Raw genomic sequence first — 22,176 nt, forward strand, 5'->3', positions numbered from 1 at the left:
AAAAGAAAAACACCCCCCCCCCCCCCCCTCCCCTCCCCCCCCCCCCCCCCCCCCCCCCCCCCCCCCCCCCCCCCCCCCGCAGCCCTCATCGCGTGTTCTCAGTCGTTTTCGCTCAGGACGACTCCGTACTTGTCGTCGTAGCCGTTGTCCTTCAGCAGGAGTGACAATGCGGCGCGCTCACCGGTGAAGCGGACGTCGACGGTGCTCTCTTTCTCGCCCAGGAGGAAGTGGGCCGTGACCGGGTGCTGGGCGGCCTTGCCCCAGCGGGTCACCCAGCGTTTCGCGTCGCCCTTCGAGTCTCCGTCCTCCGCCGCGAGATCGGCCAGGCCGCCGACGTCCCGGGCCTTGAGCCGCGCCAGGACCTGTTCCGTGATGGAGAGGCTGCCGGGGGTGGGGCGGCCGGTGACCGTCAGGTCGAGCTCGGAGGTGCCGTTCCTGACGCGGTCGGGCGTCTTGTCCGTGTTCAGGGCGTCACACCCGCCGAGGACCAGCACTGCTGCCCCCATCAGGCCGACCGCCCCGTATGCCCGCCTCAACTGCGCTTCCCCGGGCGGATGATGCTGATGGCACTGAGGTTCTTGTTGCGCTTGAACCATTGGTTCAGTGTCGTGTGGGCGGCTGTGCCGTGCTGGGTGATGTTGATGTTGCCCCCCTTGGCGGACGTGACCACTCCGGTGTGGTTCCACTTCTTGGACGATCGGTAGTAGCCAAAGATGATGTCGCCCGGACGGGCGTCGTATCGCGAGATCTCCCGGCCGCCCCGGTGGTTCTTCAGGTGCTGGCGCAGATTGGCTGCGGCGGCCCAGGTGTAACTGTCGAGGCGGATTGGGCCGATGTTGTTGCGGAACCAGCGTGAGGCGTTCTTGCGACCGCCCTTGCGCTGCTGCATCTTTCCGCCCCAGTGCAGCGCCTTGGAGACGAAGTTCGCGCAGTCGGTGCCGTAGTCCCACTTGATTTTGACGTTGCGCTTGGCCCAGGTCACGGTGCCCGAGTGGTTGGGAGCGGCGCGCAGCGCGCCGGGCGCTCCGGCGGCGGGCATGGGCTCGTCGACGGGCATGCCGTCGGCGTCCAGCTCGATCGGGAGGGTCTCTTCCTCGCCCGTCGGGATGTCGTCGATGCTGTCCTCGGCGGGAGGGGCGACGGTGGCGTCCCGCACGGCGTCGCCCGTCGACGGCAGGGTGACTTCGACGGCTGCGTCGTCGGCCTCTTGGCGCAGGACGCCGCCGTTGAAGACGAAGCGGCCGGGCAGTTCGCCCTCTTCCGGTTCCTGGGTGCCGTCGGTGTGGGTGAGCACGCTGTGCTCGGCGAGGGTGCCGCGTACCACCACGGAGTTGTCGGGGCCGAGGCCGGTCAGGACGTTGTCGAACGTGCTGGTGACCTCGGTGAAGCGACGGTTGTGGCGGGCGTATGCCTCGCGGCGGTCGGTCAGATCAGGCAACTGCTCGGCGAGCAGGTCCCGGAACATGGCGCCGTTCGGGCTGTTCGCGGTGGCCTGCTCGATGGTCGTGTAGGTGCCCTTGAGGACACCGGCGCGCGCGGCGAGGTAGTCGCGGACGGCCTTGACGTAGTGCTCCTGATCGGTCACGGCGACGGGCTTCGCGGTCGAGGACCGGGTTGGCCCGGAGGTGCCGAAGGCCGAGGTTGCGGTGACTGTCACGGTGTGGTCGACGCCGTTGGTGAGGGTGTCGAAGACAGCGCGGGTGTCCTGCGTGGTGGTGCGGGCGACCTCGGCGGCGCCTTGGTGGACGGCCACGGTGTAGGTCAGAGTGTCTGTCGCGGCGCCAGGGTCGTTCGGCGGGTTCCAGGTGGCCAGCAGACCGTGGTCGGCCGGGACGGCCTTGACGTTCTCGGGGCTGCCAGGGGCGCCGGAGGGGATGTAGGACACCGTCAGGACCGGGCGCAGGGCCAGATCGGCGGCGCGCGAGGAGTGGTAGACGATTCCGGGGGCGGCGGATTTCTCGTCGCCGAGCTGGAGGCTCAGGCCGTAGTTGTCTGTGCCGGCCAGCCAGTCCGCGACGAGCGAGCCGAGGTTGAGGTCACTGAGTGTTGCGGGGAGTTCATCGTCGTTGAGGAGCGGCTCTTCGTTGGCGGCGGCGGCGAGCTCCTGACCGCTGAGGGAGGCGTCCCATGCCTCGGCGAGGTCGAGGACGGTGGCTGCGGGTTCGGCACAGGTGCTGCTGTCGCCCGTGCAGTCGGTTCGGTGCAGTTTCAGTCGGGCGTCGGTGATCCGGGCGCCGGCGGGAAGGGCCGACAGATCGGCGTGGAGCCAGCTGCGCCTGGCTGTGCCACCGGGGGTCCCGACGCGCAGGGTGCCGTCTTCGACGGCTGCGCACGGGGTGCCGCCGCAGTCGGCGTCGCCGACGGGTGCGGTGGCGTCGCGCAGGGCGGCGCCGGATATGTCGACGGTGCGGACCTGTGGGGCCGGTATGGCGGCGGGTGTCTTGGCAGTGAAGGTGCGCTTGGCCGTCCACGGAGAGCAGGCCGCGTCACCGCAGGCCCGCATCGCCCACTGGTAGGCGCGTCCGGGCACCAGCGTGCCCTCGGGGATCATCGTGGCGACGCGGTTGCCGCTGTTCTCGAAAGACGGCGGCAGTTGTACGTTGCCCAGGGCCGAGCCGGCGGCGTCGAACAGCGTGAATTCGCCGCGCACGTACGCGCGGTTGCCGGCTGTCAGCACACCGGACAGCAGGGGTGTGGTTGTGTTCTCAGCGCCCTCCTGGAGCGCGGTCGGCACGTCCGGGACGGGCAGGACGGCCGGCTTGGGGCCGACGCCGAACTGGTGGGCGGTCACGCCGGACAGCAGGCCGGCGGAGTCCACGGTGCGGGCGTTCAGGGTGTGCCAGCCTTTGGCGGGCTTGATCTTGACGGTCTGCGGCTTGCCGCCGGTACCGGCGGGGTCGTTGACCTGCTGCGGGGTGTTGGGGTCGTCGAGGCCCCACAGGTAGCCGCGGCCGTCGGTCGACGTGGTGGTGAGGGTGCAGCTGATCTCGCCGGTCCTGTCGGTCCACTGGTCGCGCGGGAAGCCCTCGCAGCTGATCTGTGGCGCGGCGGGATTGGCGGTGTTCACCCGGAACGGGAGGTAGGCGCTCCAGGGGCCGTACGCGGAGCCGTCGTGCGCGCGGGTGCGCACGCGGTAGCCGAACGCGCCGAGCTTCTTGTCGGCGGGCAGGGCCAGCTTGGCGGTGCCGCCGGAGGCGACGGCGCCGCTGGTGCCGGTCCAGCTGTAGGCGCCGGCGTCGTTGAACGCCGGGTCCGCGGTGACCTCGAACTGGGCACGCACCGTGCCGCCGTCGGGGTCGGCGACCTTCGCGGCGAAGGTCGGCGTCAACGAGGTGGCGTACGTGCGCTTGTTGAAGGTGTTGTACGAGGACGGGGAGAGCGCGACGGCGGTCGGCGCTCCCGGCGGGTTGTTGTACGTCACCGACAGGACGGGCACGTTCTTGGCCGCGTTGCGGGAGTTGAAGCGCTTCCAGGCGAAGGAGTCCTTCTCGTCCGTCGCCCGGATGCCGAGCGTGTTCTCGGCGTTCGCGTTGGACGCCCAGGCCCGGGCCAGGCCGGTCACATCGGCGGTGACCCAGCCGTCGTCACAGCCCGCGCCGAAGCCCTTGGTCTGGCTGGACGTGGCCCACTTGCGGTTCCAGTTGGGCTGGTTGGTCCAGCGGGTGGCGGTGGTGGGCGTACTGGTTTCCCAGACCTCCCAGTCGCGGGCCTGACAGGACCACGAGTGGTGGTTCCACAACTTCAGCGTCGCCGACGTGACGTCCTTGCCCTTCACCGGCTTGGTGTCGAAGCGGAGAAAGGACCGCGCGACCTGTCCCGAGCCGTTGTTGCCGAGCTTGAGTTCGGTGGCGGTGGACTGGTCGGTGCCGTAGCCCTCCTGGACGAAGGTGGTGAACGTGGTGAGCAGGTTGACCGCCGGGTCGACGGTGACGGGGAACTGCGTGGCCGGATCAGCGAGGAACGCGGCGTCGGGGGTGAGCGTGAGGTCGACCCGGTCGCCCTCCTGCGTCACCTCCATGGCGACGGGTGCGCGGTGCGGATGTTCCCCGGAGCGTACGTCGGTGCGCGCGTCCCACATCACGGGAGCGGGCAGGATACCCGCGGGCTTGCCGGTCTTGCTGTCGGTGAAAGCCACCCCGCCGTCGCCGTCGGCCTTGGCGGTCAGGCCCTTGGCAGTGAGCGTCATCCGCAGAGCGTCCGCGCCGTCAACGGCCTGGCGGGACTTGAGGACGAGGAACTGTTCGAAGCCGGTACGGGTGGCCGAGACCACGAGGTCGGCGTACGGCAGCGCATCGGAGTAGGTGGCCCGGGTGCCGGCGATGCGGGGCGCGGTCAGCGCACCTCGCCAGCCCAGCTCGACGCGACTGCCCTCTGGCGAGGTCAGCGTCACCAGCGGCGTCGAGGCGGCGACCGGCTCCGCGGCCCGCAGTCGACGGGTGGCCGGTTCGTCGGCCCGTGCGGGCGTGGCCCCGCCGAGAGTGAGGCCCAGAGGGTGCCCCTTCGCCTCGACCGTGCCGTCGGCTGCCTTGGCAAGATTGATGTCGACCGCGGTCCACGAGCCGTCGGCGTTCCGGAAGCGGACTGGGCCGGCGGCCTGGTCCTCGGTCAGGGTGCCGCTCGGGTCGGCCCACAGGGTTCGGGTCTCGGTGCGTTCCCCTACGACCTCGACGCGCTTGCCCTCCAGGCGTGCGCGAAGCAGTGCCGAGGTGACGTCGTCCTGGGGCCGGGGTGTGCCTGTCGGACGCGGGGCGGTGGCCGCTGCGAGCGCGGCGGCTGGAGCCGCCACATCGACGGCCAGAAGGCCGGCGAGCACCAGACCGGTGGTCGCGAACCACCTGGATCCGGACATGGCTGTGCTCAACAAGAAGAATCCCCTCCCGTAAAAAAGAAGTCAAGAACTTGTAAAGGTAGTGGGGGCTTCCCGCTCCATGATCGAGCCAAGGGTCCCGAACCGGACGGGTCTAAAGTCCTGTGCCCTGACAGCGATGCAGGTGGAGGGGGCGGGAGCGTGCATGAACAGTTCAAGGCGGCGGGACTCCGCCCCGGAGTCCCTCCCGCTCCCGGGCCGGATTCGGCCACCTGCCCGCCCAGGGGGATGCCGATCAATGAGTCTTTGCCAGTAACAGATCATGACGCTGCGTGATTGATCAGATGGTGCGGCCGTACGAGCTGGAGCAGAACGAGGGCCGCGGCGGCGATTCTCGTGATGCGACTGGGGTCGAGGCTGACCCCGCGCTGGGCCTTGAAGCCCCACGGCACGCTCGTACAATCGAGCCCACCATGGCTTACCTCGACCACGCCGCGACCACGCCGATGCTTCCGGAGGCGATCGCGGCGATGACCGCCCAGCTCGCCGTCACCGGTAACGCGTCCTCACTGCACGCCGCCGGGCGCCGTGCCCGCCGTACCGTCGAGGAGTCGAGAGAGACCCTCGCCGACGCCCTCGGCGCACGCCCCAGCGAGGTGGTCTTCACCTCCGGCGGTACCGAGGCCGACAACCTCGCGGTGAAGGGCCTGTACTGGGCCCGCCGCGACGCCGACCCCCACCGCACCCGGGTGCTGGCCAGCCCCGTCGAGCACCACGCGGTGCTGGACGCCGTCGACTGGCTCGCCGAGCACGAGGGCGCGAACGTCGAATACCTCCCCGTCGACCCGTACGGACGCGTCCACCCGGACGCACTGCGCGAGGCGATCCTCCGTAACCCCGACGATGTCGCGCTGGTCACCGTGATGTGGGCCAACAACGAGATCGGCACGATCATGCCGGTACGTGAACTGGCGGACGTGGCCCGTGAGTTCGACGTACCGATGCACGCCGACGCGGTGCAGGCGTTCGGGCAGCTGGAAGTCGACTTCGCCCGGTCCGGGCTTGCCGCGATGACGGTCAGCGCGCACAAGATCGGCGGACCGTTCGGCATCGGCGCGCTGCTGCTCGGCCGCGAGTACACCCCCGTACCCGTGCTCCACGGCGGCGGCCAGGAGCGGCACGTCCGCTCGGGCACCCTCGATGTGCCCGCCATCGCCGCCTTCGCCGTCGCGGGGCGGCTGGCCGCCGACGGGCGCGAGGAGTTCGCCCACGAGATCGGCGGACTCCGCGACGACCTCGTCGCGTCCGTGCTGGCAGCCGTCCCCGACGCCGTCCTCGGCGGCGACCCGACGCCGGGCGGGCGGCTCCCCGCCAACGCCCACTTCACCTTCCCCGGCTGCGAGGGCGACTCCCTGCTCCTGCTGCTGGACGCCCAGGGCATCGAATGTTCCACCGGCTCCGCGTGCACCGCGGGGATCGCCCAGCCCAGCCACGTACTGCTGGCCACCGGCACCGAACCGGACCTGGCCCGCGGCACCCTGCGCTTCTCGCTCGGCCACACGTCCACCAGGCAGGACATCGACGAGGTGGCCCGAGCCATCGGCCCGGCGGTGGAGCGGGCACGGACGGCGGGACTCAGCTGAAATCGAGCCCGTCCGGCGATCGGGCGGGCCTCGTGGTCACCGCGCGCCCGCCGCCCGGACCAGCTTCAGATACCGGTCCCAGTCCCAGTGCGTCCCCGGATCGGTGTGGTCGGTGCCCGGCACTTCCACATGCCCGATGATGTGCTCGCGGTCGACGGGTATTGCGTACCGCCCGCATATCGCCGCCGTCAGCCGCGCCGACGCCCCGTACATCGCCGCCGTGAAGTCCTGCGGACGGTCCACGAAGCCCTCGTGCTCTATGCCGACGCTGCGCTCGTTGAACGACCTGTTCCCCGCGTGGAACGCCACATCCAGCTCACGGATCATCTGCGTCACATGGCCGTCCTTGCGCACCACATAGTGCGCCGCCGCCCCGTGTCCCGGGTCCTGGAAGACCTTCACAGCGCTCCGGTAGCTGCCCTGGGTGACATGGATGACGACCCGGTCGATCGGATAGTCGGCGGGGCGGTCGGCCCGCCGCCAGTTCGCCGGGGACGCCGATATCCACTCGGCCCGCGCGTAGTCCACCTCGCCCGGCGTCCGGGGTTTGTCCACCCCCGGCAGCCGCCACCAGGCATGCTCCAGCTTCTCCCGCGCCAGCGCGGCCGTACCCACGGCCGTGACGGCAGCGCCGATCAGCAGCCCGCGCCGACTGATGCGGTGCCCGGCCTTCGCCGTCGCGGAGCCCTTGGCGCCCGCCGTCCCCTTGGTCCCCATGTGATCCAGAACGCATATCCGTGAGCGTTCGGTTCCCGGCGCCCCGTACTCTGGTGGAGCTATGACTGAGACTTCCCAGCGCCCCCTCCGTGTGCTCGCCGCCATGTCGGGCGGTGTCGACTCCGCCGTCGCCGCGGCCCGCGCCGCCGAGGCGGGCCACGACGTGACCGGTGTGCACCTCGCCCTCTCCGCGAACCCGCAGTCCTTCCGTACCGGAGCGCGCGGCTGTTGCACGATCGAGGACTCCCGCGACGCGCGCCGCGCCGCGGACGTCATCGGCATCCCGTTCTACGTCTGGGACCTCGCGGAACGCTTCCGCGAGGACGTCGTGGACGACTTCATCGCCGAGTACGAGGCCGGACGCACCCCCAACCCGTGCCTGCGCTGCAACGAGAAGATCAAGTTCGCCGCGCTGCTCGACAAGGCCCTGGCCCTCGGCTTCGACGCCGTGTGCACCGGCCACTACGCCACCGTCGTACTGAACGAGGACGGCAGCCGCGAGCTGCACCGCGCCTCCGACATGGCCAAGGACCAGTCGTACGTCCTCGGCGTCCTGGACGAGAAGCAGCTCGCCCACGCGATGTTCCCGCTCGGTGACACCCTCACCACCAAGGATGAGATCCGTGCCGAGGCCGAGCGCCGGGGCCTCGCCGTCGCCAAGAAGCCCGACAGCCACGACATCTGCTTCATCGCCGACGGCGACACCCAGGGCTTCCTGGCGAGCCGGCTCGGCACCGCCGAGGGCGACATCGTCGACGAGTCGGGCACGAAGGTCGGCACCCACGAGGGCGCCTTCGGCTTCACCATCGGCCAGCGCAAGGGCCTGCGCATCGGCCACCCCGCCCCCGACGGCAAGCCGCGCTACGTCCTGGACATCTCCCCGGTGAACAACACGGTGACGGTCGGCCCGGTCGAGGCCCTCGACGTCACCGCCCTCACCGCCATCAAGCCCCGCTGGTGCGGCACGGCCCCGGCCGGCCCCGGTGCGTACACCGCCCAGCTCCGCGCCCACGGCGGCGAGACCGAGGTCACGGCGGAACTGGTCGACGGCACGCTGAACGTCTCGTTCACCGAGCCGGTACGGGGCGTGGCCCCCGGCCAGGCGGTCGTGCTGTACGACGGCACCCGGGTGGTCGGCTCGGCGACGATCGCGACGACGGTACGGCGGGAGACGGCGGCGGCGTCCGGCTGACCGCGAGGGCGGCCCCCGACTGACCAGCCTCGGCTGTCCGTCGGGGCCGGCACTGAAGTCTTCTCGGCAACGCGATGGCTGCGGTGCGTGACGGTCTGCGGCGCCTCGGCGCGGCGTGGTGCCCCGGCGATCAGCGAGAAGAACCGTCGGCGTCCGCGGCCGCGACATGGGCCTGTTCCCGGGATGCAATGCTGAGCTCCGCAAGGAGCCGCAGCGCCGCCGCAGAGGGGGAGTCCGTGTCGGCGGTGAATACCGCCATGCGCTGGCCCGCGTCCTGGGACAGCTCCATGAGCTCGTTGTTCAGTGTCATGGAGCCCACCAACGGGTGGTGGAAGACGCGGGTGGGCGTGATGCACTTGTGGACGGGGTGAGCTGCCCAAAGCGATGCGAACTCGATGCTGTTCAGGGTTAGTTCACCGATGAGTTCGGTCAGCTCCGGGTCGTCCGGGTAGCGGGCAGCGGTCATGCGTAGGTCGGCGACCGTGTCGCGGGCCTTGCCACGCCAGTCGGCGTACAGCTCGCGGGTGTGCGGGTCCAGGAAGACCAGGCGTGCGATGTTGGGTCGCTGCCGGGGCTGCTCGGGCGCCTGGTAGGGCAGGTGTCCGGCGAGCAGGGCGTGCGCCGTGTGGTTCCAGGCCAGCACGTCGCTGCAGCGACCGATGACCAGCGCGGGAACGTCGCCGAAAGCGTCGATCATCAGCCGGATGTTCGGGCGCAGTTGCTCGGGGCGGGGGCGTCGGCGGGTCTTCGGCTTGTGGCGAGCCAGGCTGTGCAGGTGGGACCGTTCGGCTTCGTCGAGCTGGAGAACGCGGGCTATCGCGTCGAGTACGGCGTCGGAGGCGTTGGGACTCTGGCCTTGTTCCAGGCGTGTGTAGTAGCCGGCACTGACGCCCGCGAGCTGCGCCAGTTCCTCGCGACGCAGGCCGGGGACACGACGCCGGCCGCCGTAGTCGGGCAGGCCGACGTCTTCGGGCCGCAGCCGGGCCCGCCGGGTGCGCAGGAATTCGCCGAGTTCCGATCGCCGCTCCATGACCTTCAGGATGCCGTTTTCTGCCGCGTCCCGCCTGCACCCGTCAGGTGTAGCCACGGCAGGGATACCTCTGGCAGAGAGGTGGGTAGCGAGCGCCGCGCGGCACAGGCTGAGAGCGCGTCGACGTGATCGGCGCCGCAAATTCTGCATCTGCCCATCGACTCCATGCGGGAGGCGGCCCATGGCGGCAACCCATACATCACACGTGCACTCTGGAGAGGAGGTAGCGGACAGACTTGGTGCCAAGGGCTGGCTGATCCTGGTCACGCTGTGCGGCGCCACCTTCATGACAGGTCTGGACTTCTCGGTCGTGACCGTGGCCCTGCCGGAGATCGGACGCGACCTTGACTTCGCGAGCACCGGTTCACTGCAGTGGGTGGCAACGGCCTGCCTACTGCCGACGGCGAGTCTGCTGCCGCTGTTCAGCCGGGTCTCCGACCTCGTCGGCCGCCGTCGGCTGTTCACCACAGGTGTCGCTCTGTTCAGCGTGTTCTCTCTGCTCGCGGGGCTGGCGACGGGCCCGGCGATGCTGATTGCAGCCCGCGCCGGCCAGGGCGCGTCGGCTGCCATGATCGCGCCGACCGCCATCGCTCTGATGACGACGGTGTTCCCCGAAGGGCCCCAGCGGACGAAGGCCCTCGGCGTCAACGGCGCGGTGCTGTCCCTGGGGTTCGTCCTAGGCACCTTCGGCGGTGGTGTGATCACCAGCGGTCTGAACTGGCGCTGGACGATGCTGATTCTGGTCATCATTGGTGCGCTGGTGCTGCTCGGCGCGACCATCCTGCTGCCCAGGACAACCGACACACGCACGGCAGCCCGGCTCGATATCCCGGGTGCGGTCCTGGCGAGCGTCGGGCTCTTCGCCCTGGTCTACGGGATATCGACGGGCCCCGAGACCGGCTGGGCCAGTGCGTCCACTTCGGGCTTCCTTTCGCTGGCCGTGGTGGCTCTCGGTGCTTTCCTCCTGGTGGAGCGGCGGCACGTGGCTCCGCTGGTCCCGCTGGGTCTGCTGGCCAAGCCGACGGTGAAGTGGAGCGGGCTGATCGGGTTCATCACGTTCGGCATGTGCGGTGGCACGACGGTCCTGCTGAGCCTGTACATGCAGGACGTGCTGCGTTACTCGGCGCTGGCCACCGGTGCGGGCTTCCTCGCGGAGGGCACCACCGCGCTCATCGGCGGTATTCTCGCCGCCCGGCTGATCGGCGCGCTCGGCAAGGTGGGCGCCATGGCCACCGGCCTGACCGTGCAGGGACTCGGCACCGGCGCGATGTTCCTGCTGCCCAAGGACGGCGGTCTGGCGCTCCTGTTGCTGACATCCGGCGCCATGGGCTTCGGACACGTGCTGACCGTGGTCTCGTTCATCACCACGATGACGTCCGGACTGCGGGACGACGAACAAGGCGTCGCGGGCGGTCTGTCACAGCTGCCGCAGTTCCTCGGCGCCATCGGAACTGCAGGCCTGGCGGCCATCGTCACCGCACGCACCAAGGCGCTCTTGGCGACAACGAGTCCCACGCTCGCCACGCTGAGCGGGCTGCACGCGGCGATGCTCACGGCGGGGATCCTCTCCCTCGTCGGCGCCCTCCTCGCCCTGCTGTCCCTGCGCGGTCCGACGGCCGAGAGCAGCTGACAGCCGTACGGCCCGGGAGAGCGAGGTGGCAGTGGGCCTCTCGCGAGCATGCACACTCACCGGCTGCCCAGGCGCTTCAGCGCCACACCGCTTCACCCACACCTTCCCTTTGCTGATGAGACCGTGGAGGAACCGTGAGTACCAAAGTTCCGGAGATCGGAGCCATCGAGCGCTTCTTCACCGCCTACGCGGCCAACGACGTGGACGGCATCGCACAGGTGCTGCCCGTGGACATCGAGTGGACGATTCCGGGGCATCACCCGCTCGTCGGCACCAAGCACGGCATCGCGGAGGTGCGCTCGTTCTTCGAGTAACTCGGCAAGACCGGCTTGTTCCTGGGTCACCGCCGAGAGGATGCGCTCCGTCTGGGCCAGCGGGTGGAAGCCCTGGTGGTCCCAGGCGATTGGGTAGGGCGTCCGTGCGGGCGAGCTGCTCGCACAGGGTGGTGCCGTCCCAGGTGAAAGAGACCCGTTCCGCCGCCGATTCGCTTTCGGTGGCGGACAGACGCTGCTTTGTGATGCGGCGGCCCAGCGGGTCGTACAGGTAGCGCCTGCGGGTGCCGTCGGGTGGGGTGACGGATGTGAGCCTGTCCGGGAGAGGCGGGTCTTCTGGCACAGGACGATGCGGCTCTGTGCGTCGTGCTCGTAGCGGACATGGCCGGCGCGGGTGATGCGTGTGCCGGTGCAGGAACGGGCTCCGTCCCTCGATGTAGTAGAAGCGGCCCAGCGGGGGCCTGACGCGTCTGGTGCGTGGTGGTGGTCATGAGCCGATGGTCGAACCTTGACGCAGGGGCAAGGTCAAGCCGAGCCTTCTCAAGCGCGAGCGGAGCCGGTCTTCACTCCCAGGACAAGTGCACGCAGCGCAAGCCGGCTTGTCACCAGAACGGCATCGGGGCTCTCGCTCTCGCGGATTGCGATGAGGTCCGCGTTCGCTGCGGCGACCTCAACGCAGGCGTTGCCGGAGGCCTCCGAGAACGAGGACTTGATCCAGTTCAGCTCGGGCAACTCGGGCAAGGCGAACTCCTCCTACAGTTCTCCGGCGATCTCAAGGATGAGATCCCTCGACTCACTCGGATTCAACGCGACCCGTTCGACCAAGTCCAGCCGACGTCGGAAGTTGGCCAACTGGGTCGGTGAGTCCATGAAGACGGCACCGATCGGAGAGTCCACCTCAACGGTGTCCAAGTGGTGGCTGGCGGCGGACACGTACATCAGAGTGTCCCCGGCCATGGGGAAGCCCTCGGCCGTGAAGGGGATCACGAGCAACCGGACATTGGGGCGTTCGCTCTCCTTCAAGAGGTGGCCCAACTGGGCCTTGGCCACTTGGCGCCCCCCGGTACGAAGTCGAAGAGCCGCTTCGTGGACCAAGCCCACGTAGGGCACCCGGTCGGCCGCCACCACGCTGTGCCGGGCCAGCCGATGGGCCACCCGCAGTTCGACTTCCAGCCTGGGCAAGGCCGGCACGAAGAGGTCGAAGAGCGCGCGGGCGTGCTCCTCGGTCTGGAAGAGGCCGGGAATGTGAGCTGTCTGGAGTGTGCGCAAGCTTGCCGCGTGGTGCTCCAGTTCCGCCACGTCCAGGAAGTCTGGCGGGATCTTGCCCCGGTATTCGTCCCACCAGCCTCGCGGACGCCCTCCGGTCATCGTGGCGAGGGCATCGATCAGCTCTGGATCGTCGCACTCGTAGATGCTGGCCAGTCGGCGCAGCCGTTCCTCGCTGATACCGAATCGCCCTGACTCGATGTTGGAGATCATCGTGCGGTCTGCCCCGAGCCGTTCGGCGGCAACCGGTGCTGACATGCCGACTGCATCGCGCAGCCGACGGAGTTCTGCACCGAAACGACGCTGACGGATGGTGGGGGCTTGGCGTGGCGCCATGGATCAACTCCTTGCTCGCGCGCACATCTTGCCGACCTTGCAGTGCGGGCGTCCACCGGAGTCGCATATATGACCCGTTTTAGTGAAGTGGGTAGCACGAGTAGTACTCGTGACTCTAGGTTGTGACCTGTGCCACTTACTCAGTTGCCGTTACGGCGGAAGCGCACCGATCCACCCCGCCCACCCCGGAAGGCGGGCCCCGGACCGGCATTGCCACCGTCACCCGACCGCAACCATCGCTGGCGCACGACCACTTGAGACCACTCGCACGCACCCCAGGAGGGGCCCGTGAGGGCTGAATCCACCCCCTGCACCCCGTACACCCACCACCCCGCCCCCATCCCGTTCGCCGAGCCCTGGCAGTACGAGCTCGCCTTCCCCTGCGACCCGCGCAGCCCCCGCATCGCCCGTACCGCCCTCCGCGCCATTCTCGGCGCCCACGAACTGACCGAACTCAGCTACCGCGCCGAGCTGTTGACGTCCGAGCTGACCACCAACTCCGTACGGCACACCAAAGGACCCGCCGCCATGCGGCTCCAGTGGCGGCACCCCGTGCTCCGGATCAGCGTCTGGGACATGAGCCCGGACCTGCCCAAGCCGTACGCCCCGCCCGCCGACCCCCACGCCGAAGCCGGGCGGGGCATGGCCATCCTCGAACTCGTCGCTGACCGCTGGGGCGGGTGTGCCATAGGGGAGGGGGCGTACGGGCCGGGCGGCAAGACCGTCTGGTTCGAGCTCGGGCTCGGAGCCTGAGCTCGGCGAGGCGAGGCCCCGCACAGCCACGTCCGACCCCTGTACGGGCGTGGCCGTGCGGGGTGGACTGGGGGCTCAGGAAGCCTGACGCGCGTACATGTCCCTGCCGAAGAACTCCGCCAGCACCGGGGCCACCGCTTGGGGCGCCAGATCGCGGGTCTGGCCGGTCAGGGTGCGGTGGCGGGCGCGTGGGAGTGCGTCCGCGAGGGCGCGGGTCGCGAGCCGGGCCGGGGTGGGGCTGAAGCCGCCGCAGACCACCAGGGTGCGTGACGTGACGGACGCGAACCGCTCCGCCGGGATCGAGCCGTCCCCGAGCAGCGCGTCGTCGTACGCGAGTGTGTGCGCCAACGACATCAGGCCGGGCCACAGCGGTGCACGTCGCATCCGGGCGATCATGTCGGCCGGGACGCCCGTCACGGACAGGAACAGCTCCACGGCCCCGCCGCGGTCCCCGGCGGACAGCAGCCGGTGCAGCCGGGCCGTGCAGCAGGTTTTGAACTGCACCCCCGAGGCCCCGGGGGTGTAGGGCGGTTGGTAGACCGCCAGCAGGTCGACGGGAAGCCCCGCGGCCCGGGCCTCCAGGGCCAGTGCCCCGCCGGCCCCGACGCCGAACACCGAGGCCCGGCCGCCCACCACGGCGACGAGCGCGGCCAGGTCCCCGATCTCGCGTTCCACCGCGTACGGCCCGCTGTCGCCGCTGGAGCCGCGACCGCGTCTGTCGTACGTGACCACCTCGAAGTGCGGCGCGAGGAGGCGCGCGAGGGGAGCCTCGGTCGCCGCCGTGCTCAGTGCCCCGCCCACCAGGATCACCGGCGGTCCTTCACCCCGGCGCCGATACGCGATCGAAGTGCCGTCACGGGAGGGAGTCTTGTCCATGTGAAGGTTGACTGGGATGCCGCGGGAAAGTCATCGCTTCGGCCGAGAGTTTTTTGAGATTCTTCAATTCCCCAGGTCGGAGCGGTGCTTGGCGATCAGTCGGAGACCGTCTCGGTGTCGTAGAAGCAGAAGTGGTCCTTGATCGCGGCGACTTCGGGCTTGGGTTCCGGATACGCCCAGACGAGATCGGCCTCCTCCGGCAGCGACCAGTAGGAGGCATCGCCCTTGAACGGGCAGTGGGTGTGAGTGTCCGAAGCGGTCAGGAGTTCCGTACGGACGTCCTCGGGCGGCAGGTAGTAGCGGACCGGACAGCCCGTCTCGCGCAGCACGAGCGGGCGCCGGCTCTCGGCGAGCACCTGCCCGTCGCGCACCACGCGTACGTGCTCGGTGCCGGGTTCGACGGTGATGACATGGCCTTGTGTGGAAGTCATGTCTGGTTCAGCCGCCTCGCGGGCCGATTTCTTCCCCCTTCTTCCCCTTTCTTCCCCGGTGCCGGCCGGTTCTCCGCCCGGCCGCCCGGGCGTGTCAGTGGCGGCCTTTACGGTGTCCGCATGAACATCTGCGTTTTCCTCTCCGCCGCCGACCTCGACGACCGCTACACCCGGCCCGCCCGCGAATTCGCCGAAAGGCTCGGCCGGGGCGGACACACACTGGTCTGGGGAGGGTCGGAGAGCGGGCTGATGAAGGTCGTGGCCGACGGGGTGCAGGAATCGGGCGGACGGCTGGTCGGGGTGTCGGTCGACTTCCTGGCCGCGAAGGCGCGTACCAATGCGGACGAGATGGTGATCGCGCGCGATCTCGCCGAGCGCAAGGCGCTGCTCCTGGAGAAGGCCGACGCGGTCGTGATCATGGTGGGGGGCACCGGGACGCTCGACGAGGCGACCGAGATCCTGGAGCTGAAGAAGCACGGCAAGCACGACAAGCCGGTGGTCCTGCTCAACACGGCGGGCTTCTACGACGGGCTGCGCCAGCAGTTCCAGCGCATGGAGGACGAGGGCTTCCTGCCCCTTCCGCTGACCGACCTGGTGTTCTTCGCGAAGGACGGCGTGGGCGCCCTGGCCTACCTGGAGGAGTGGTCCGGCCTGCGGTGACGCGGCGGCGGGGTGCGATCAGCGGGGTGCGATCATGGGGAGCATGTCCACTCATGTCATCACCGGCGCAGGCTCCGGCATCGGCGCAGCCGTCACCCGTCGGCTTCTGGAGCGCGGCGACGAGACCGTGCTGCTGGCCCGCGACGCGGGCCGCGCGAAGGAGCTGGCCGCTCTCCACCCCGGCGCCCGTACGCTCGTCGGTGACCTCTCCAACCCGGACCGGCTCTCCTGGGCGTTCGCCCAGCAGGCGATGCCGGAGCGGGTCGACTCGCTGCTGCACGTCGCGGGCGTCGTCGAGCTCGGCAAGGTCGGTGACCTCACGCCCAAGGCATGGCACTTCCAGCTCAACGCCAACCTGGTCGCACCCGCGGAGCTGACCCGGCTCTTCCTGCCGCAACTGCGGGTCGCCCAGGGCCATGTGCTCTTCGTGAACTCGGGCGCCGGTCTCGCGGCGCACGCCGAGTGGAGTGCGTACGCCGCGAGCAAGCACGGTCTGAAGGCGCTCGCCGACTCGCTGCGCCAGGAGGAGCACGCGAACGGCGTCCGGGTGACGTCCGTCTATCCGGGGCGCACCGCCAGCCCCATGCAGGCCAAGGTCCACCAGCAGGAGGGCAAGGAGTACGACCCCTCCCGCTGGATCGACCCGGAGTCGGTGGCCACCACGATCCTGATGGCCGTCGACCTGCCGCGCGACGCCGAGGTCAACGACCTCACGGTGCGTCCCGGGCGCTGACCGCCACCACCGACCGGACGGGCCGGGCACGGCCTTAGGCTTCCCGTGTGAGCGAGAAGAGCAAGTTCAGGGGTTGCCCGGCCACCGGAATCGGTTCCATGCCCGGGGGAGACGCACGGGAGGCGGCGAAGACCGTCACCGGGTCCTTCGGGGGAGGCGAGGGCCTGCCGTATCTGGCCGAACTGCCGGCCCGCGGGCCCGGTGCGGACATGATCGGGCGGACCATCGGGCTGCTCGTCGACCTGTACGGCCATGTCGAGCCCAGTGGCTGGCGGATCAGCGACCGGCCCGGACGGGACACCCGCCGGGCCAGGTCCTGGCTCGGCGAGGACCTCGACGCGCTGGAGGAGTTCACCCAGGGGTACGAGGGGCCGCTCAAGGTCCAGGCGGTCGGTCCCTGGACGCTGGCCGCCGCACTGGAACGGCGGGGCGGCGAGGCCGCGCTCGGCGACCCGGGGGCCTGCCGCGACCTGGCGGGCTCACTGGTGGAGGGGCTGCGCGCCCACCTGGCGGAGGTACGGCGCAGGGTGCCGGGCGCCGAAGTGATCCTCCAGCTCGACGAACCGTCGCTGACCGGCGTACTGCGCGGGCGGATCAGGACGGCGAGCGGCTACCGCACCTACCGGGCCGTCGACCGCCAGGTCGTGGAGGGCACCCTGCGCGATGTCCTGGCGGCGGCCGGGGACGGGGCGACGGTCATTCACACCTGTGCACCCGATGTGCCGTTCGCGCTGCTGCGCCGGGCCGGGGTCGACGGTATCTCGTTCGATTTCTCGCTGCTCACCGAGCGTGAGGAGGATGCGATCGGGGAAGCGGTCGAGGGCGGCACCCAGCTCTTCCTCGGGGTGGTGCCGGGCACCGACCCGGCCTCGGGTGAATTGTCAGACCCGGGCGGTAGCGTCATGGGTGTCAGGACGCTGTGGCGCAGGCTGGGGCTGAATCCGGGGACTCTGACGGAGTCCGTGGTGATCACCCCGTCGTGCGGGCTCGCGGGTGCCTCGCCCGCGTACGCGCGCGCCGCGCTCGCCCACTGCGCCCGGGCCGCGAGATCGCTCGCAGACAACCCTGAGTAACGGGGCAACGGGTAACGGGAGGACGAGACGATGGCCGGCGAACAGCAGATGTCAGTGCCCGCACAGGATCAGGAGCAGCACGCACTGCTTGCCGAGCAGATCGAGGAGCACCGCTTCCGGTACTACGTGAACGACCAGCCGGTCGTGAGCGATGCCGAGTTCGACCGGCTGATGCGCGCGCTGGAGGCCCTGGAGGAGACGTATCCGCAGCTGCGCACGCCGGATTCACCGACACAGAAGGTCGCGGGGCCGTACCAGACGGAATTCACCTCCGTCGAGCACCGCGAGCGGATGCTCTCGCTGGACAATGCCTTCGACGACCTGGAGTTGGCGGCCTGGGGCGAGCGGATCGCCAAGGACGTCGGCACCACCGGCTACCACTTCCTGTGCGAGCTGAAGGTCGACGGACTCGCGGTCAACCTCACCTATGAGCACGGGCGGCTGACCCGGGCCGCGACCCGCGGCGACGGCCGCACCGGCGAGGACATCACCCCCAACGTCCGTACGATCGCCGAGATCCCGCACCGGCTGAAGGGGGACCGGATTCCGGCGCTGGTCGAGATCCGCGGCGAGGTCTTCTTCCCGATGGAAGCCTTCGAGGAGCTCAACGCCCGGCTCGTCGAGGCCGACGACAAACCCTTCTCCAACCCGCGCAACGCGGCGTCGGGTTCACTGCGCCAGAAGGACCCGAAGGTCACCGCCACCCGCCCACTGCACATGGTCGTGCACGGCATCGGCGCCCGCGAGGGCTTCGACATCGACTGCCTCTCGCACGCCTATGAGCTGCTGCACGAATGGGGTCTGCCCACCGCCAGACACAACAAGGTGGTGGACTCCCTCGACGAGGTACGGGAGTTCATCGCGTACTTCGGCGAGAACCGGCACTCCGTGGAGCACGAGATCGACGGCGTCGTCGTCAAGCTCGACGAGATCCCGCTCCAGGGCCGGCTCGGTTCCACCTCGCGTGCCCCGCGCTGGGCGATCGCCTGGAAGTACCCGCCGGAGGAGGTCAACACCAAGCTGGTGAACATCCGGGTCGGTGTCGGACGCACCGGCCGGGTCACCCCGTACGCACAGGTCGAGCCGGTCGAGGTGGCGGGCTCCGAAGTCGAGTTCGCCACCCTCCACAACCAGAACGTGGTGAAGGCGAAGGGCGTCCTCATCGGGGACACGGTGGTGCTCCGCAAGGCGGGCGATGTGATCCCGGAGATCCTCGGCCCGGTCGTCGATCTGCGTGACGGCACCGAGCAGGCGTTCGTGATGCCGACGTACTGCCCCGAGTGCGGTACGGAGCTGCGGCCCATGAAGGAGGCCGACATCGACGTCCGCTGTCCCAACGCCCGTTCCTGTCCCGCGCAGTTGCGGGAGCGCCTTGCCTATCTCGCGGGCCGCAAGTGCCTCGACATCGACCACTTCGGCTATGTCGCGGCCGCGGCCCTGACCAAGCCGCTGGAGCCCGAGGAGCCGCCGCTGCGCGACGAGGGCGATCTCTTCGGGCTGACGGTCGAGCAGCTCCTCCCGATCCGGGCCTATGTCCTGGACCAGGACAGCGGACTGCCCAAGCGCGATCCGAAGACCGGCGAGGAGAAGACCGCCTGGGTCTTCGCCAACCAGCAGGGCGAGCCGAAGAAGAACGCCCTCGCCATGCTCGACGCCATCGCCGCGGCCAAGGACGCCCCGCCGGCCCGGATCCTCACCGGGCTCTCCATCCGCCATGTGGGCCCGGTCGCGGCCCAGGAGCTGGCCCGTCAGTTCCGCTCCATCGACCGGATCGACGAGGCGACCGAACAGGAGCTGGCCGATGCCGACGGGGTCGGCCCCATCATCGCTGCCTCGGTGAAGCAGTGGTTCGCCGAGGACTGGCACCGGGAGATCCTGCGCAAGTGGCGGGAGGCCGGGGTCCGGATGGAGGACGAGGGAGCGGGGGAGGAGGCCGGGCCGCGCCCGCTCGAAGGACTCACGGTCGTCGTCACCGGCACGCTGGCCGGACACACCAGGGATGGCGCGAAAGAGGCGCTCCAGAGCCGGGGGGCGAAGGTCACGGGTTCCGTCTCGAAGAAGACCTCCTTCGTGGTCGTGGGTGACAACCCCGGTTCGAAGTACGACAAGGCGATGCAGCTGAAGGTCCCCGTGCTGGACGAGAACGGCTTCGCCGTACTGCTCGGACAGGGGCCGGACGCCGCGCGCGAGGCGGCCGTACCCGTCGAGGAACCGGCGGAATAGCACAGATCCCCGTCACGGAACCGGCACAACGGGACAGAACCCCGTCGGACAAACCCGAAATGGGGCCGATCGGTGGGTGAGTGGTGAACGGGTGGGCAGAAAAGATGTAGACGGACGGACAGGGACAAGGGTTGTCGTCGGGGGGCCGGGTTCACCCGATCGGCGCATAGCAGATGCTGACGGACGGTCGGTTCGCATTCGGGCAAGAGCTGTAGAGCGCTGCCCGTAGAAGCCTTCTGCGGCCTACTGTTGAGATGCGCACCTGCCGTGCCCGGCCACGGTGTGGGAAATCGGGTCGTGGTGGCATGGAGCTGAACCATCGGGCGACATCGGCACCGCCGGCTGTGAGAGGGACGGAATGAAACCGACCGAGAGCGCCGCACCGGTGTCGCGGCTGCAAGGTTTCGTCGGCCTCACGCCCAAAGTGGGTGCCGTCGTCGTGGCGATCGCCGTTGTTCAGCTCGCGACCGGCTTCTACCGGACCGTGAGTGAAGGACACGCACTCTTCCCCGACGGCAGGGCCGGCTGGTCCCTCGCCGTCCTCACCGGAATCATCGTCGGTCATCTGGTCGCGCTCGGACGCGACCGCTGGTGGGGCGGCACCGGTTCCGGAGCCGCCCTCACCCTTGCCGTGCTGCTCCTCTACGGCTGGGTGCCCGCCGGTCTGGTCAGCCTGGTCGTCGTCGTCCTCGTCGGCGTGGCCCGCAGACACTGCTGGTGGCAAGGGCTGCTGCACGGCGCGGTGGACATCCTGGGGATAGGCGCGGCAGCCCTGGTGCTCGCCGCGTTCGGTGAGGTGCACACCGTCGAATTGCCCTGGCACCCACTCGACTGGGGCATCGCCGCCGTCCCGGAAGTCCTCCTGGCCGCCTCCACCTACCTTCTGGTGACCCGGGTCCTGCTGTGGTATGCGCGGGCGCCCCAGGGCGGCGGGCTGCCGACCATCGCCCGCACCGCCCTGCTGCGCCAGGGCCTCGTCGCGGTGGCCCTGCTCGGCATCGCACCGCTGATCTGCGTCGTCTCGATGGCCATGCCCGTACTCCTGCCGCTCTTCGCGGTCCCCCTGATCGCCCTGGACTCCACCCTCTGGATCGCCCGCGCCCGGGCCGAGGAGCAGCTGCGCGACCCGCTGACCGGGCTGCCCAACCGGCAGTGGCTGCTGGAACGCACCTGGGCGGCCCTGGAGGACGCCGAGTCCACCGGTGCCAGATCCGCTCTCGTCCTGATCGACCTCGACCGTTTCCGTGCGGTCAACGACACCCTCGGTCATCTGGCGGGGGACCGGCTGCTGCTGCAGATAGCGGAACGTCTCAGACTGGCGCTCCCGCGAGGAGCGGAGGCCGCGCGGCTGGGCGGTGACGAATTCGCCGTGCTCCTGCCGACCGCGGACTCCACCACCAGCGCCCAGCGGGTCGCCCGCCATCTGGTCGCCGCGCTGTCCTCCCCGCTGGACCTGGACGGTCTGACCCTGGTGCTGGAGGCGAGCGCCGGAGTCGCCGTCTACCCGGACCACGCGCTGGACGCCGAAGGGCTGCTCAGGCGTGCGGACGTGGCGATGTACCAGGCCAAGCGCGACCGTACGGGCGTCGAGGTGTACGAGTCGAAGCGCGACAGCAACACCCCGGACCGGCTCGGACTGCTCGGCGATCTCCGGCGTGCGCTGGACGCCGGAGAGGTGGAGCTCCACTACCAGCCGAAGGTCCGCTTCGACGGCCAGGTGGCCGGCCTCGAAGCTCTGGTGCGCTGGGTGCATCCGGAGCGCGGCCGGGTCCCTCCGGACGAGTTCATCGCCATCGCCGAGTCGTCCGGCCTGATGCCGCACCTCACGGAGTACGTCCTGGAGACGGCGCTGGCCCAGGTCGCCCGGTGGCGGGCGCAGGGGCTCTTCGTCCCGGTCGCGGTCAACGTCTCCCCGCGCGACGTCCACACCCCCGGATTCGCGGGCGGCGTCGCGGCGCGGCTCGCCCGGCACGGCGTCCCGGCAGGGGCGCTGCAGCTGGAAATAACGGAACACGTGCTGCTGGAGGACCCGCAGCGCGCCGCCGACACCCTCGCCGGACTCACCGGGCACGGCGTGAAGATGTCCCTCGACGATTTCGGCACGGGGTACTCCTCGCTGGTCCATCTGCGTCGGCTGCCGGTCAGCGAGCTGAAGATCGACCGGTCCTTCGTGGCCCGTCTGGCCGTCGACAACGAGGACGCGGAGATCGTCCGCTGCACCATCGACCTGGCCCACTCGCTCGGTCTGCTGGTGGTCGCGGAAGGGGTCGAGGACGACGAAACCTGGGAGCGGCTGCGGGATCTGCGCTGTGATGCGGTGCAGGGGTGGCTGGTCGCCGCTGCGATGCCGCCGCAGGAGGCGACGGCCTGGCTGCGGGCGCGGGGTGAGCACGGGTGGCGGCGGCCGGCGGAGCTGGCGGCTGCTGCGGCGGCCGCAGCGGCCGCCGCAGCAGCGACGCCCGAGCTGGAGCAGCGGCCGTCCGGGCGGGCCGTCGAGTCGCGGCCCGCGACGACATGAGCGCGGGGGGTTGTGA

At 69.9% G+C, this 22,176-nt stretch carries 18 protein-coding genes and 1 pseudogene; 10 read left to right on the top strand and 9 right to left on the bottom strand.

Going from position 1 to position 22,176, the window contains the following annotated elements:
* Positions 1-98: 98 nt before the first annotated feature.
* The 3 genes and pseudogenes from ACZ7IB_RS39480 to ACZ7IB_RS39490 form a co-directional block, all read right to left on the bottom strand.
* Positions 99-506, bottom strand: a complete 408-nt coding sequence (locus ACZ7IB_RS39480) for a hypothetical protein (RefSeq protein WP_470919403.1) — start codon at positions 504-506, stop codon at positions 99-101.
* 26 nt (positions 507-532) lie between these two features.
* On the bottom strand, positions 533-4,849 hold the full coding sequence (locus tag ACZ7IB_RS39485) for a DNRLRE domain-containing protein (RefSeq protein WP_470919404.1): 4,317 nt from the start codon (positions 4,847-4,849) through the stop codon (positions 533-535).
* Between the two features lie 298 nt (positions 4,850-5,147).
* Positions 5,148-5,247 (bottom strand): annotated as a pseudogene (locus tag ACZ7IB_RS39490) (IS5/IS1182 family transposase); the annotation flags it as partial.
* 33 nt (positions 5,248-5,280) lie between these two features.
* On the opposite strand from ACZ7IB_RS39490, the gene ACZ7IB_RS39495 reads away from it, so the two are divergent.
* A complete protein-coding gene (locus tag ACZ7IB_RS39495; RefSeq protein ID WP_470919406.1) occupies positions 5,281-6,450 on the top strand; it encodes a cysteine desulfurase family protein in 1,170 nt (389 codons plus the stop codon).
* A 36-nt stretch (positions 6,451-6,486) separates the two neighbouring features.
* On the opposite strand, the gene ACZ7IB_RS39500 is transcribed toward ACZ7IB_RS39495, so the two are convergent.
* The gene (locus ACZ7IB_RS39500) at positions 6,487-7,167 is read right to left on the bottom strand and encodes an N-acetylmuramoyl-L-alanine amidase (protein WP_470919408.1); all 681 of its coding nucleotides are present in this window, start codon (positions 7,165-7,167) and stop codon (positions 6,487-6,489) included.
* Between the two features lie 61 nt (positions 7,168-7,228).
* Between ACZ7IB_RS39500 and mnmA the strand changes: the two genes are divergently transcribed.
* Positions 7,229-8,359: a tRNA 2-thiouridine(34) synthase MnmA gene (gene mnmA, locus ACZ7IB_RS39505; protein ID WP_470919410.1), complete on the top strand. Its 1,131-nt coding sequence runs from the start codon at positions 7,229-7,231 to the stop codon at positions 8,357-8,359.
* A gap of 130 nt (positions 8,360-8,489) precedes the next feature.
* Here mnmA and ACZ7IB_RS39510 read toward each other — a convergent pair whose 3' ends face one another.
* A complete protein-coding gene (locus ACZ7IB_RS39510) occupies positions 8,490-9,389 on the bottom strand; it encodes a helix-turn-helix transcriptional regulator (RefSeq protein WP_470919411.1) in 900 nt (299 codons plus the stop codon).
* Positions 9,390-9,594: 205 nt separating this feature from the next.
* Here ACZ7IB_RS39510 and ACZ7IB_RS39515 point away from each other — a divergent pair, with 205 nt between their 5' ends.
* Both ACZ7IB_RS39515 and ACZ7IB_RS39520 read left to right on the top strand, forming a co-directional pair.
* Positions 9,595-11,019, top strand: coding sequence for an MFS transporter (locus ACZ7IB_RS39515; protein WP_470919413.1), 1,425 nt, complete (start codon positions 9,595-9,597; stop codon positions 11,017-11,019).
* Between the two features lie 134 nt (positions 11,020-11,153).
* Positions 11,154-11,333 carry a nuclear transport factor 2 family protein gene (locus ACZ7IB_RS39520; RefSeq protein WP_470919415.1) on the top strand — a complete coding sequence of 60 codons (180 nt, stop codon included), beginning with the start codon at positions 11,154-11,156 and terminating at the stop codon, positions 11,331-11,333.
* A 498-nt stretch (positions 11,334-11,831) separates the two neighbouring features.
* On the opposite strand, the gene ACZ7IB_RS39525 is transcribed toward ACZ7IB_RS39520, so the two are convergent.
* Both ACZ7IB_RS39525 and ACZ7IB_RS39530 read right to left on the bottom strand, forming a co-directional pair.
* Entirely contained in the window at positions 11,832-12,032 is a 201-nt protein-coding gene (locus ACZ7IB_RS39525; RefSeq protein WP_470919416.1) for a DUF397 domain-containing protein, read from the bottom strand.
* A 12-nt stretch (positions 12,033-12,044) separates the two neighbouring features.
* Positions 12,045-12,893, bottom strand: a complete 849-nt coding sequence (locus tag ACZ7IB_RS39530; protein WP_470919418.1) for a helix-turn-helix domain-containing protein — start codon at positions 12,891-12,893, stop codon at positions 12,045-12,047.
* A 288-nt stretch (positions 12,894-13,181) separates the two neighbouring features.
* On the opposite strand from ACZ7IB_RS39530, the gene ACZ7IB_RS39535 reads away from it, so the two are divergent.
* The gene (locus ACZ7IB_RS39535) at positions 13,182-13,646 is read left to right on the top strand and encodes an ATP-binding protein (protein WP_470919419.1); all 465 of its coding nucleotides are present in this window, start codon (positions 13,182-13,184) and stop codon (positions 13,644-13,646) included.
* Positions 13,647-13,721: 75 nt separating this feature from the next.
* Here ACZ7IB_RS39535 and ACZ7IB_RS39540 read toward each other — a convergent pair whose 3' ends face one another.
* Positions 13,722-14,522: an alpha/beta fold hydrolase gene (locus ACZ7IB_RS39540; RefSeq protein WP_470919420.1), complete on the bottom strand. Its 801-nt coding sequence runs from the start codon at positions 14,520-14,522 to the stop codon at positions 13,722-13,724.
* A 95-nt stretch (positions 14,523-14,617) separates the two neighbouring features.
* Positions 14,618-14,953: a DUF427 domain-containing protein gene (locus ACZ7IB_RS39545; RefSeq protein ID WP_470919422.1), complete on the bottom strand. Its 336-nt coding sequence runs from the start codon at positions 14,951-14,953 to the stop codon at positions 14,618-14,620.
* A 120-nt stretch (positions 14,954-15,073) separates the two neighbouring features.
* On the opposite strand from ACZ7IB_RS39545, the gene ACZ7IB_RS39550 reads away from it, so the two are divergent.
* From ACZ7IB_RS39550 to ACZ7IB_RS39570, 5 genes are all read left to right on the top strand, one after another.
* Positions 15,074-15,613 (top strand): LOG family protein, encoded by a 540-nt coding sequence (locus ACZ7IB_RS39550; RefSeq protein ID WP_114246802.1) that lies wholly within the window; start codon positions 15,074-15,076, stop codon positions 15,611-15,613.
* Between the two features lie 43 nt (positions 15,614-15,656).
* The gene (locus ACZ7IB_RS39555) at positions 15,657-16,346 is read left to right on the top strand and encodes an SDR family oxidoreductase (protein WP_398630370.1); all 690 of its coding nucleotides are present in this window, start codon (positions 15,657-15,659) and stop codon (positions 16,344-16,346) included.
* Between the two features lie 47 nt (positions 16,347-16,393).
* The gene (locus ACZ7IB_RS39560; protein WP_470919424.1) at positions 16,394-17,419 is read left to right on the top strand and encodes a methionine synthase; all 1,026 of its coding nucleotides are present in this window, start codon (positions 16,394-16,396) and stop codon (positions 17,417-17,419) included.
* A 30-nt stretch (positions 17,420-17,449) separates the two neighbouring features.
* Positions 17,450-19,642: an NAD-dependent DNA ligase LigA gene (gene ligA, locus ACZ7IB_RS39565; RefSeq protein WP_470919426.1), complete on the top strand. Its 2,193-nt coding sequence runs from the start codon at positions 17,450-17,452 to the stop codon at positions 19,640-19,642.
* A gap of 358 nt (positions 19,643-20,000) precedes the next feature.
* Positions 20,001-22,160, top strand: a complete 2,160-nt coding sequence (locus ACZ7IB_RS39570; RefSeq protein WP_470919428.1) for a putative bifunctional diguanylate cyclase/phosphodiesterase — start codon at positions 20,001-20,003, stop codon at positions 22,158-22,160.
* Positions 22,161-22,176 lie beyond the last annotated feature (16 nt).

The organism is Streptomyces sp. NPDC037301 (genome assembly GCF_055602785.1).